The organism is Pantoea sp. QMID4 (assembly GCF_030270445.1).
Taxonomy (GTDB): domain Bacteria; phylum Pseudomonadota; class Gammaproteobacteria; order Enterobacterales; family Enterobacteriaceae; genus Pantoea; species Pantoea vagans.
On the sequence record NZ_BSXL01000007.1, the window covers coordinates 307,448 to 319,567 of the forward strand.

Annotated in this window: 13 protein-coding genes; 8 read left to right on the top strand and 5 right to left on the bottom strand. The window is 53.5% G+C overall.

What is annotated here, in order from left to right; all coding sequences use genetic code 11:
- Window positions 1-24 precede the first annotated feature (24 nt).
- Window positions 25-1,692 (top strand): glutamine--tRNA ligase, encoded by a 1,668-nt coding sequence (gene glnS / locus QSK07_RS17615; protein WP_275219892.1) that lies wholly within the window; start codon window positions 25-27, stop codon window positions 1,690-1,692.
- A gap of 236 nt (window positions 1,693-1,928) precedes the next feature.
- Window positions 1,929-2,324 carry a hypothetical protein gene (locus QSK07_RS17620; protein ID WP_013357123.1) on the top strand — a complete coding sequence of 132 codons (396 nt, stop codon included), beginning with the start codon at window positions 1,929-1,931 and terminating at the stop codon, window positions 2,322-2,324.
- A 65-nt stretch (window positions 2,325-2,389) separates the two neighbouring features.
- Here QSK07_RS17620 and fur read toward each other — a convergent pair whose 3' ends face one another.
- The 4 genes from fur to ybfF form a co-directional block, all read right to left on the bottom strand.
- Entirely contained in the window at window positions 2,390-2,833 is a 444-nt protein-coding gene (gene fur, locus QSK07_RS17625) for a ferric iron uptake transcriptional regulator (protein ID WP_009091454.1), read from the bottom strand.
- 345 nt (window positions 2,834-3,178) lie between these two features.
- Window positions 3,179-3,709, bottom strand: a complete 531-nt coding sequence (gene fldA / locus QSK07_RS17630; RefSeq protein ID WP_013357124.1) for a flavodoxin FldA — start codon at window positions 3,707-3,709, stop codon at window positions 3,179-3,181.
- 132 nt (window positions 3,710-3,841) lie between these two features.
- Entirely contained in the window at window positions 3,842-4,117 is a 276-nt protein-coding gene (ybfE, locus tag QSK07_RS17635; protein WP_003852811.1) for a LexA regulated protein, read from the bottom strand.
- A 168-nt stretch (window positions 4,118-4,285) separates the two neighbouring features.
- Window positions 4,286-5,050 carry an esterase gene (gene ybfF, locus QSK07_RS17640; RefSeq protein ID WP_275219891.1) on the bottom strand — a complete coding sequence of 255 codons (765 nt, stop codon included), beginning with the start codon at window positions 5,048-5,050 and terminating at the stop codon, window positions 4,286-4,288.
- A gap of 250 nt (window positions 5,051-5,300) precedes the next feature.
- On the opposite strand from ybfF, the gene seqA reads away from it, so the two are divergent.
- Together seqA and pgm are read left to right on the top strand one after the other, a co-directional pair.
- Window positions 5,301-5,849: a replication initiation negative regulator SeqA gene (gene seqA / locus QSK07_RS17645; protein ID WP_098051213.1), complete on the top strand. Its 549-nt coding sequence runs from the start codon at window positions 5,301-5,303 to the stop codon at window positions 5,847-5,849.
- 26 nt (window positions 5,850-5,875) lie between these two features.
- The gene (gene pgm, locus QSK07_RS17650) at window positions 5,876-7,516 is read left to right on the top strand and encodes a phosphoglucomutase (alpha-D-glucose-1,6-bisphosphate-dependent) (RefSeq protein WP_285720840.1); all 1,641 of its coding nucleotides are present in this window, start codon (window positions 5,876-5,878) and stop codon (window positions 7,514-7,516) included.
- Between the two features lie 38 nt (window positions 7,517-7,554).
- Here the strand turns inward: pgm and kdpE are convergent, their stop codons facing one another.
- Entirely contained in the window at window positions 7,555-8,229 is a 675-nt protein-coding gene (gene kdpE / locus QSK07_RS17655) for a two-component system response regulator KdpE (protein WP_098051212.1), read from the bottom strand.
- 257 nt (window positions 8,230-8,486) lie between these two features.
- Between kdpE and QSK07_RS17660 the strand changes: the two genes are divergently transcribed.
- The 4 genes from QSK07_RS17660 (at window position 8,487) to QSK07_RS17675 (ending at window position 11,997) form a co-directional block, all read left to right on the top strand.
- Window positions 8,487-8,687, top strand: coding sequence for a DUF2517 family protein (locus tag QSK07_RS17660; RefSeq protein WP_013357130.1), 201 nt, complete (start codon window positions 8,487-8,489; stop codon window positions 8,685-8,687).
- Window positions 8,688-8,841: 154 nt separating this feature from the next.
- Window positions 8,842-9,798: a YbgA family protein gene (locus QSK07_RS17665; protein WP_285720839.1), complete on the top strand. Its 957-nt coding sequence runs from the start codon at window positions 8,842-8,844 to the stop codon at window positions 9,796-9,798.
- 12 nt (window positions 9,799-9,810) lie between these two features.
- Window positions 9,811-11,235 carry a deoxyribodipyrimidine photo-lyase gene (gene phrB / locus QSK07_RS17670; RefSeq protein ID WP_285720838.1) on the top strand — a complete coding sequence of 475 codons (1,425 nt, stop codon included), beginning with the start codon at window positions 9,811-9,813 and terminating at the stop codon, window positions 11,233-11,235.
- Between the two features lie 18 nt (window positions 11,236-11,253).
- Window positions 11,254-11,997 (top strand): type 2 GTP cyclohydrolase I, encoded by a 744-nt coding sequence (locus QSK07_RS17675; protein ID WP_098051209.1) that lies wholly within the window; start codon window positions 11,254-11,256, stop codon window positions 11,995-11,997.
- Window positions 11,998-12,120: the final 123 nt, after the last annotated feature.

The following is a 12,120-nucleotide window of genomic DNA, read 5'->3' on the forward strand; positions in this document are numbered from 1 at the left end:
TTATTCGTATTGAGGATTTTTGAGATGAGTGAGGCTGAAGCCCGCCCAACTAACTTTATTCGTCAGATCATTGACGAAGATTTGGCGAGCGGTAAGCACAGCAGCGTGCATACCCGTTTTCCGCCAGAGCCCAATGGCTATCTGCATATTGGTCATGCGAAATCGATCTGTCTGAATTTTGGCATCGCCCAGGATTATCAGGGGCAATGCAACCTGCGTTTCGACGATACCAATCCGGTTAAAGAGGATGTGGAATTTGTTGAATCCATCAAGCGTGACGTCCAGTGGCTGGGTTTTGAGTGGAGCGGTGAGGTCTGTTACTCATCAAACTATTTTGATCAGCTTTATGACTATGCCATCGAGCTGATTTCCAAAGGACTCGCCTACGTTGATGAGCTGAGTCCGGATCAGATTCGCGAATATCGCGGCACCCTGAAAGAGCCGGGCAAAAACAGCCCTTATCGCGACCGCAGCGTGGAAGAGAACCTGGCGCTGTTTGAGAAGATGCGTAACGGTGAGTTTGCCGAGGGCACGGCCTGTCTGCGCGCTAAAATCGACATGGCCTCTAATTTCATCGTGATGCGCGATCCCGTGCTTTACCGCATCAAGTTCGCGGAACACCACCAGACCGGCAACAAGTGGTGCATCTACCCGATGTATGACTTTACCCACTGCATCTCCGATGCGCTGGAAGGCATTACGCACTCGCTGTGTACGCTGGAGTTCCAGGACAACCGTCGACTTTATGACTGGGTGCTGGATAACATCACCATACCGGTTCATCCGCGTCAGTATGAGTTTTCGCGCCTGAATCTGGAGTATGCGGTGATGTCGAAACGCAAACTCACTCAGCTGGTGACTGAGAAGCACGTAGAAGGCTGGGACGATCCGCGCATGCTGACCGTTTCAGGTCTGCGTCGTCGTGGATATACCGCCGCCTCTATCCGCGAATTCTGCCGTCGTATTGGCGTGACCAAGCAGGATAACATCGTGGAGATGGCCTCGCTGGAATCCTGTATTCGCGACGACCTGAACGAGAACGCGCCACGTGCCATGGCTGTGCTGGACCCGCTGAAAGTGGTGATTGAAAATCTGCCAGCAGGCCATAACGAAATCATCACCATGCCAAATCATCCGGGTAAACCGGAGATGGGCACGCGTGAAGTGCCGTTCAGCCGTGAGATCTGGATCGACCGTGCCGATTTCCGCGAAGAGGCGAACAAGCAATATAAGCGTCTGGTGCTGGGCAAAGAAGTCCGCTTGCGCAATGCCTATGTGATTCGTGCTGAGCGCGTCGCTAAAGATGAAGCGGGCAACATCACCTGCATCTACTGCACCAGCGACACAGATACGCTGAGCAAAGATCCTGCCGATGGCCGCAAGGTCAAAGGGGTGATTCACTGGGTGTCTGCGGATCACGCGCAGCCAGCAGAGTTTCGACTTTATGATCGTCTGTTCAGTGTGCCAAACCCGGCCGCGGCAGAGGACTTTCTGGCGGTAATCAACCCTGAGTCACTGGCAATCAAACAAGGCTTTGTGGAGCCGGGCCTGCGCGATGTAGAACCCACCACTCCGTTCCAGTTTGAACGTGAAGGTTATTTCTGCGCCGATAGCGTTTACTCTACGCCATCGCAACTGGTCTTTAACCGCACCGTTGGTCTTCGTGATACCTGGGCGAAAACCGGCGAATAAATTTTTTTGAGGCTGACCTCATAAAATGACAAAAGGGCGATTTATCGCCCTTTTTTGTTGCCCCGATTTTAATCATTGCCGACGTTTATTCTGATCTAACCGAAACTGATTAAATACCGCACTGTGAGAGAAATCTGAGTTTAAAAAAATTAATCAATTTCCAGATGTGAATTATCCGCTTTCAGGTAGGCTATGCGCTCTCAGAGGTTGCAAAGCGGGTTACAGAAGGAAAAAAAATGACAGTTCTCGCCCAGGAAGCCAGAAACAGTGTGGTCGTTTTACATCAGCTCATTGAACGTATTTTTAACCAGCCTGCCGGATCTGATGACAGTTTTGAGCTGCTGATGTCCTATTTTCATCCTGAATTCCGCATGGTCACTCCAAAGGGCAGAGAGTGCAATCTGAACGAGGTCGAGGAGCTCTTCCGGCAGCTGCAGGGACAGCGCGAAGGGATGCGCATTGCCACCTGCGAGCACGTCATCCTCTCTCATCATGAAAAAGAGATCACCGTGCAGTATCGTGAAATGCAGATGATGAATGGCAATAATCAGAGCCGTATTTCGCTAGCGATACTGGACTGCAGCAGCTCCATTCCACGCTGGCGCTATCTGCAGGAGACGCTGGTCGCCTGATACAACAGCCAAAAACAGCCGAAAAAAAACCGGTGAATTCACCGGTTTTTTCATTTCAGGTCACGTTACTGGTCGTGCAGGGTTTCGTCTTCCCGGCAATCGCCCAGCGTACAGTGTCCATAGAGATAGAGACTGTGGTTGGTCAGCTTAATGCCATGGCGGGTGGCGATTTCACGCTGACGCGTTTCTATCGATTCATCGCTGAACTCAATAACTTTACCGCAATCCAGGCAGATCAGATGATCGTGATGATGCTGCTGTGTCAGTTCGAAGACCGATTTGCCGCCTTCAAAGTTATGACGGGTCACAATACCGGCGTCATCGAACTGGTTGAGAACACGGTAAACGGTAGCCAGGCCAATCTCTTCGCCGATATCGATCAGGCGTTTGTACAAATCTTCCGCACTGACGTGATGGCACTCAGGTTCCTGAAGCACTTCCAGAATTTTCAGTCTGGGCAGCGTCACTTTCAGGCCAGCCTTCTTTAATGCGGTGTTGTTGTCAGTCATGCGGATTTTGTCCTGTCACTATATTCACTTTGTGGCTTATCGCCTTGAATGTCGATCTGCGCTCATTCTCATTTGCGTCTCATTATAGATCTGAAGCGATGAAATGAAAACCAGAGGGCGTGCCTGAATCATCACGGGCTGTGTGGGATAGGTCACCGGGCCGGGGAGGATTCTGGCAGATGTCTGTTGGTACATCGCTTAGTCTTGCCGCCTGAGAAATAAGCGGAAGATCGATGCGGGTATTCTACAGATTAAACGGAGAAAGTTAAAAAAATGTGGCTATTATTTCTATAGGAATTTCCATTACCTCAATGTGAGCTGGCGCTCACATTGAGGCGGGCAGGATCAGGCTTCAAGGATATCTTTCAGTTGCAGTTCATCAGAAATCTGCTTAACCCACTGCTCTACGCGCTGGTTAGTCAGTTCAGGCTGACGATCTTCATCGATGGCGAGACCCAGGAAGTGGGTATCATCAGCCAGACCTTTTGAGGCTTCAAAGTGGTAACCTTCGGTTGGCCAGTGTCCGACAATCACGGCACCGTGTGGCTCAATGATGTCACGGATCGTGCCCATCGCATCACAAAAGTACTCCGCGTAATCTTCCTGATCGCCGCAGCCAAACAGCGCAACCAGCTTGCCGTTGAAATCGATCTCTTCCAGCGTCGGGAAAAAGTCATCCCAGTCACACTGCGCTTCACCGTAGTACCAGGTCGGAATGCCCAGCAGCAGGATATCAAACGCTTCCAGATCTTCTTTTGTGCTTTTCGCGATGTCGTGCACTTCTGCAACGTCTGTACCCAGCTGTTTCTGGATCATTTTTGCAATGTTTTCGGTGTTGCCGGTATCGCTGCCAAAGAAGATGCCTACGAGTGCCATGAGTAAAATAACCTCTTAAATCCTGATAATGAGATGTGTGCCGCAGCACATTTCAGCGAATAATAGCAGACGAGAGAAAACCGGTGAACGGTTAAAGCCCCGACATTTGCTCCTGCGTGCGATTTGCCCGCATTAATCCAGTTTGAGCTGTGCCAGCAGCATCTGTTCAATCAGCTCGCTGCGGCTGAGATTGCGCTGTTCTGCCAGCGTGTTGAGCGCATCGACGGCTTCACTGTTCATTTTCAGTTCGACACGACGAAGTCCGCGTCCTTTGTCACGTTTAAGCTGATTGCGCTTGTTGATGCGCAGCTGTTCATCACGCGAAAGTGGACTGGTTTTGGGTCGACCTGGGCGGCGCTCATCAGCAAAGAGATCGAGCGTCGTTCGGTCAGTCTGTTCTTTTGCCATGGCTTAGTAAAACTGAATGGGGGCGGGCGCCAGTCACTCACCGCGCAGATTATAAATTATTGGCCATTGCCGCAGCAAAACGGATGCGCGGCAAAATTTTAGCGCGCCATCATACTTCACGCTTACTCCGGACGCCAATCCTAAACCTTTGCCGCCATCTATTTGCTTTTAAAGCGCAAAAAAGCGACGGACACTGCGCAATACGGCATCGGGTTTCTCTGCATGAACCCAGTGTCCCGCGCCGCCAATGACATGTGCCTGCGCGGCCGGAAACTGTTGCAGCAGCGCATCGCGGTAGCGGTTGTCCAGATAGCTGGAGTCGCCGCCGCGAATAAACAGCGCCGGATGATTCCATGCCGGAACCGGTTGCCAGCCCGAAATCGTGGTGTAGTTATCCCACAACACCGGGACGTTGAAACGCCACTCGCCCGCCTGAAATGACTTCAGCAGGAACTGAATCACCCCTTCCTCATCGATAAGCGTCCGCATAATCGTCGCCGCCTCACTGCGTGACGAGACGCCTGCGTCGGTTACAGCACGAATGCCGGCAAAAATCTCATCATGGCGGCGGGTCTGGTAGTCGACCGGAGCGATGTCGATCATCACCAGCCGCTCAATGCGGTCCGGCACCAGCGCGCTCATGGTCATGGCGATCTTCCCGCCCATTGAGTGACCGATCACTGCGACACGTGCAATGCCGTGCGCATCCAGCGTATCGACCATGTCCTGCGCCATTACAGCGTAGTTCATCTCGTCAGATCGTGGAGAGAGCCCGTGATTGCGGACATCAACCTGCAGCAGAGGCCCGGCATCTTTCAGCCCGCGCGCCAGCACGCCAAGGTTATCCAGACTGCCAAACAGGCCATGGATAAGCAGGACAGGTAAAGAATCAGCAGGGGATTGTTCAGTTTGCAGACGGGCGTTCAAAATCATAGCAAAGTTCTTAAGTTTGAGACCTGTGCTTAGGTTATCATGGTTTCACCTTTTCAGGCGCGCTGGTTCCGGCGGCATTAGGACATATTCTGACTTTTGCCCTCAAACCGTTAGATTACTAACAACCCGCCTGAATTTAACTTTATAATCCTGATGTTAGAACCCGCACATCCTTTGAATTGCCTGACTATACTCAGAGCTTTTCAGGAAACAGGTGGTTCTGCCATGAGAAAGAACCGTACGGAATAAGATGAAAACGATCGAAGTTGACGAAGAGCTCTACCGTTATATTGCCAGCCACACGCAACACATTGGTGAAAGCGCGTCCGACATTCTGCGTCGTATGCTGAAGTTCACTGCCGGTCAGACTGCACCCGCTTCGCCTGCTCAGCCAGCCTCAAAAGAGGCAGCGAAAGAGTCTCAGCCTGCGTCTGCAGGTTCGCGCCCGCAGGATCGTGTCCGCGCGGTGCGTGAGCTGCTGCTCTCCGATGAATATGCGGAGCAGAAGCGGGCGGTGAATCGTTTTATGCTTATCTTGTCAACGCTCTATCGTCTTGATACTGCAGCTTTTGCTGAAGCTACTGCATCTCTGCAGGGCCGCACCCGCGTCTATTTTGCCGGTGATGAGCATACGTTGTTACAGAATGGCACCCATACCAAGCCGAAGCATGTGCCCGGCACGCCGTACTGGGTGATCACCAACACCAATACTGGTCGTAAATGCAGCATGGTCGAACACATCATGCTCTCGATGCAGTTCCCGGCGGAACTGACCGAGAAAGTTTGCGGCACTATTTAAAACTTAAGCGTCAGGGAGCAGCGCCAATGGCCAATCACCCACGTGCCGGGCAACCCGCCCAGCAGAGCGATTTGATTAACGTTGCACAATTAACGTCACAATATTATGTCCTGCAGCCCGATGTGGCGAACCCGGATCACGCGGTGAAATTTGGCACCTCTGGCCATCGCGGCAGTGCAGGGCGTCAGAGCTTCAACGAGTTGCACATTCTGGCGATTGCTCAGGCGATTGCTGAAGAGCGTAAAAAGAACGGTATCACCGGGCCTTGCTACGTTGGTAAAGACACCCATGCGCTGTCAGAGCCGGCGATCCTGTCGGTGCTGGAAGTGCTGGCAGCCAACGGCGTTGATGTGATTGTGCAGCAGGACAATGGCTATACGCCGACCCCTGCGATCTCGAACGCTATTCTTGAGCACAACAAAGCGGGCGGCCCGCTGGCTGACGGCATCGTCATCACGCCATCGCACAACCCACCGGAAGATGGCGGCATCAAGTACAACCCACCTAACGGTGGACCGGCTGATACCAACGTCACCAAAGTGGTGGAAGATCGCGCCAACCAGCTGATCAAAGATGGGCTGAAAGAGGTAAAACGTCTGCCGCTGGAACAGGCGATGGCGAGTGGCCACGTGGTCGAGAAAGATCTGATCCAGCCGTACGTTGAAGGTCTGGCAGAGATTATCGACTTCCCGGCGATCCAGAAAGCGGGCCTGAAGCTGGGTGTTGATCCCCTTGGCGGTTCCGGTATTGCTTACTGGCAGCGTATTGCTGAGCATTACAAGCTGGATCTGACGCTGGTGAATGATGCGGTCGATCAGACCTTCCGCTTTATGCATCTGGATAAAGATGGCGTTGTGCGCATGGATTGCTCGTCTGAAAGCGCCATGGCAGGCCTGCTGGCCTACCGTGACAAGTTTGATCTGGCGTTCGGCAACGATCCCGATTATGACCGTCACGGCATTGTGACCCCGGCGGGTCTGATGAATCCAAATCATTATCTGGCGGTCGCGATCAACTATCTGTTCCAGCACCGTCCACAGTGGGGCCAGGATGTTGCCGTGGGTAAAACCCTGGTCTCCAGCGCCATGATTGACCGTGTCGTCAACGACATTGGCCGCAAGCTGGTGGAAGTGCCGGTTGGCTTTAAATGGTTTGTTGATGGTCTGTATGACGGCAGCTTTGGTTTCGGCGGTGAAGAGAGCGCGGGCGCGTCATTCCTGCGTTTCGACGGCACGCCATGGTCAACAGACAAAGATGGCATTATCATGTGTCTGCTGGCGGCTGAGATTACTGCCGTGACCGGTAAAAACCCGCAGCAGCACTATGATGAGCTGGCCGCGCGCTTTGGTGCACCAAGCTATAACCGTCTGCAGGCATCCGCCACTTCAGCGCAGAAAGCCGCACTGTCGAAGCTGTCACCAGAGATGGTGAACGCGGATACGCTGGCGGGTGATCCTATCACCGCGCGTCTGACGGCAGCACCAGGTAATGGTGCCTCTATCGGCGGTCTGAAAGTGATGACGGAGAATGGCTGGTTTGCTGCTCGTCCGTCAGGCACCGAAGACGCCTACAAAATCTACTGTGAAAGCTTCCTTGGCGCAGAACACCGTGCGCAGATTGAGAAAGAAGCGGTAGAGATTGTCAGCGAAGTGCTGAAAAACGCCTGATAAGATGGGTAAATAAAAGGCGCCTCTGGCGCCTTTTTTTATGGCATAAAGCGATAGCCAATCCCGGTTTCGGTCAGCAGATGGGCCGGTTGGGTCGGATTCGCTTCCAGCTTCTGGCGCAGATGCCCCATATAAATACGCAGATAGTGGCTGTGCTCTACCGCATTGGGTCCCCAGACCTGGCTCAGCAGCTGCCGCTGCGTCAGCACCTTGCCGGCATTATTCAGCAGAATGCTCAACAGACGAAATTCAATCGGCGTGAGGTGAATCTCACTGCCGTTGCGCTGTACCCGCCGTGCGGCAAAATCGACGCTGACGTCGGCAAATTGAATTCTGGCTTCGGGCTGCTGACCACCATGACGGCGCAGTGCAACACGGACGCGTGCCAGCAGTTCGCCAATCCCAAAGGGTTTGGTCAGATAGTCATCCGCCCCGGCATCCAGTGCGGCGATCTTATCCTGCTCATCACTGCGCGCCGACAACACTATCACCGGTATGGCACTCCACTGGCGCAGATCACGGATAAAATCGGTGCCATCCCCATCCGGCAGGCCAAGATCGAGGATCACTAAATCAGGTTTACGGGTTGCCGCTTCAATCAGTCCGCGCTGCAGCGTATCAGCGTCAAACACCTTCAGATCTTCATTTTCCAGCGCCAGCCGTACAAAGCGGCGGATCTCTTTTTCATCTTCAACGATCAAAACCGTGGTCACGCAATACCTGCCTTGAGTGAGTGCCGAAGCGCTACTTTATCAATATTTTATGCTGCCGTCCGCGCACTTCATCTTCCGGGCATTCAAACCCTCTCGTAACCTGGCGATAACTTATCTGTAACTAAATTACAGGTTGATTCTTAAACATCAAAAATAACGGCAAATAAGTGGTCAGATGAGTAGTAAAATTACACAATCTGGCGTAAAGTTGAACACAGATCACATTCGCACACTTTAACTTACCGGGAGGAGAAACCATGTATCAGGCTTATCCACGTTATAAAATACTCGCGCGTCGTACGCTGGTGGTTCTTCTCGGCGTTCTGGCACTGCCTGTCATGCTGTTTCGACAGGATCGGGCACGCTTCTACAGTTATCTGCATCGCGTCTGGTGCAAGACCAGCGCAAAGCCGGTCTGGCTGGCGCAGTCTGAAGCCGGTGGCGGCGCGTTCTGGTAATTCGCTTTGTTGCAAAACAGGCCTGGTCAACTGACCGGGCCTTTTTTTGCGTTTATTCTGAGAATAAATGGGCTGCAACCACGTTATACCCCTTTCTTACTGGCCATTTTGCGCTACACTTAAACCTCTACAAGATTTATGAGGTTGTACAAGTATGAGCAAAAAAATCCCCGTTGGAATCAGTGCATGCCTGCTCGGCGACCGCGTCAGATTTGATGGTGGGCATAAGCGTCTTACTTTTGCGACTGAAGATCTTACGCCATTTGTCCGCTTTGAGCCGGTCTGTCCTGAAATGGCCATTGGTCTGCCTACGCCGCGTCCGGCATTGCGTCTGGTAAAGCAGGGTGATGATGAGCTGCATCTCTGCTTCAGTAAAGATGGTGGAGAAGAGGTTACCACGCAGATGCGTGACTGGTCAGCGGAACGGGTAAAATCACTGCATCACCTTTGTGGCTATATCCTCTGTGCCAAATCTCCGAGCTGCGGCATGGAGCGTGTGCGGGTCTATGAGCCTGACAATAACAACAACCGCAAAGTGGGCACCGGCATTTTTGCTGAATTCCTGCAGCGTGAGATGCCCTGGCTACCGCTGGAAGAAGATGGTCGTCTGCACGACCCAGCCCTGCGTGAGAACTTTATTGGCCGCATCTGCGCACTGCATGAGTTTAATGAGATGTGGAAAGAGGGCCTGACCCGCCAGGGGCTGATTGCCTTTCACAGCCGCTACAAACTGATGATGCTGGCGCACTCGCAGGAGAAATACCGCGAACTGGGGCCGTTTGTTGCTTCGATGAGTGAGTGGGAATCGCTGGAAGCTTTTGCCTTTGAATATCGCAATCGCATGATGGAACTGATGTCACGTCCCGCCTCACGTCGCAATCACACCAACGTGCTGATGCATGTGCAGGGCTACTTCCGCACGCATCTGAATTCACCGCAGCGTCAGGAACTGGCAACCCTGATTGACCGCTATCGTCAGGGCACACAACCGCTGCTGGTGCCGATTACCATTCTCAAGCACTACATGGCGGAGTACCCGCATCCGTGGCTGGCACAGCAGCGCTATTTCGATCCCTATCCCGAAGCCTTGTGCTTACGCTACGGACAGTAATTCAGGAGGCATATGACCACTCATCTGGTCTGGCTGCGTAATGATTTACGCATCAACGATAATCTGGCACTTCACGCCGCCTGTCGCGACAGCAAGGCAAAAGTGATTGCGCTCTTCCTTGCTACGCCAAAACAGTGGCAACAGCATGACATGTCACCCAGGCAGGCGGCGTTTATTCACGCCAGTCTGGTGGAAGTACAGAACGCGCTGGCTGAGCGGGGCATTGCGCTGCACTATCAGGCGTGTTACGCCTTCAGCGACAGTATCGATGCACTGACGGAATTCTGTGAGAAGCACCAGGTCGACCAGCTCTTCTATAACTATCAGTATGAAATGAATGAGCGTCAGCGCGATGCAGAGGCGGAAAAGCGTCTCGATGACGCGGGCGTGATCTGCCAGGGCTTTGATGACAGCCTGCTGCTGCCACCCGGTAGTGTGCAGAGTGGCGATCGCTCAATGTACAAAGTCTTTACGCCTTTCAGCAAAGCTTTTGTCCGCCGTTTGCAGCAGAGTCTGCCGGAGTGTGTGCCTGCACCTAAGCCCCGCGACGGTGCACCGCTGAAAACCACCCGGCTCCCCGCTTTTGACTGTCCGACCGAAGCCTTTGATGAGGATCTGTTTCCGGCAGGCGAAGCAGCCGCCCTGAAGCGGTTGCGCCATTTCGCCACTAAACCGGTTCTCGATTATCCCGCGAAGCGCGACCTTCCTGCACTGGATGCCACCAGTCGTCTGTCGGTTTATCTGTCGACCGGCGTGCTGTCGCCCCGTCAGTGCCTGCATCGCGTACTGCATGAACATCCCGATGCGCTGGACAACAGTCGTGCATTTACGTGGCTGAACGAGCTAATCTGGCGTGAGTTCTACCGTCATCTGCTGGTTGCGTATCCGGCACTCTGCCGGCACAAACCCTTTGTTGACTGGACGCAAAACGTGGAATGGCAGCGTGACGACGCGCATTTCGATGCCTGGAAAGCAGGGAAAACCGGCTTTCCGATCGTCGATGCTGCAATGCGTCAGATGAAGGCGCTGGGATGGATGCACAACCGTTTACGGATGATTACTGCCAGTTTCCTGGTCAAAGATCTGCTGATCGACTGGCGCGAAGGCGAATGCTATTTCATGCAGCAACTGATTGATGGCGACCTGGCCGCAAACAACGGTGGCTGGCAGTGGGCGGCTTCCACCGGTACAGACTCAGCACCTTATTTCCGCATTTTTAACCCGACCACACAGGGCGAGCGCTTTGATGAGCAGGGCGAATTTATCCGTCACTATCTGCCGGAGCTGGCGGATGTCCCTGACAGCCATATCCACCAGCCCCACGTCTGGGCGGAAAAGAACAACAGGAAACTCGATTATCCGGCACCAATCGTGGATCATAAGGCAGCCCGTAAAAAGACATTAGACGCCTTTGAGCGCGCCAAAAGCGCCGCCTGAGGCCTCGAAGGAGCCTGAATGAACCATTACGAATTAGAGACGCTGATCAATCAGCAACTCGATAGCCACAGCTTCAGTGATTACGCCCCCAACGGGTTGCAGGTTGAAGGACGCAGCGAAGTCAGAACGATTATCACCGGCGTGACGGCCAGTCAGGCCCTGCTGGATGAGGCGGTCGCACGTCAGGCCGATGCAATAATCGTCCATCATGGCTACTTCTGGAAAAGTGAACCGGCCGTGATTAAAGGCATGAAGCGCCGCCGCCTGCGGACGCTGCTGGCTAACGATATTAATCTCTATGGCTGGCACCTGCCGCTTGATGCGCATTCAGAACTGGGCAACAACGCCCAGCTGGCGAAACTGCTGGATATCGAGGTGCGTGGCGAAGTGATGCCGCTGGTGTTCTGGGGGGAGCTGGCTGAACCGATTTCCGGCGAAGCACTGGCCCGCCGAATCGGCGATAAGCTGGGACGTGAACCGCTGCATTGTGGTGACAACGCACCCGCGCTGATTCGTCACATCGCCTGGTGCAGCGGCGGTGGACAGGGCTTTATCGACCAGGCGGCCGCTGCGGGCGTTGATGCCTACATCACCGGTGAAGTCTCTGAACAGACTATTCACAGCGCACGCGAACAGGGGCTGCATTTCTTTGCCGCAGGCCATCACGCTACCGAGCGTGGCGGCGTAAAAGCGCTGGGCGAGTGGCTGGCGCAACATCACAATCTTGATGTGACCTTTATCGATATTCCTAATCCTGCCTGATCTCTCCCTTGTCCTGCGCGCCTGCGCAGGACCTAAATCGGTTGACACATCCCTGCCACTTTCGCATAACTATTTGCTTTACGTAGATAAGCCATCGGCTGAACCGGGCATCCGGTCAGGTCG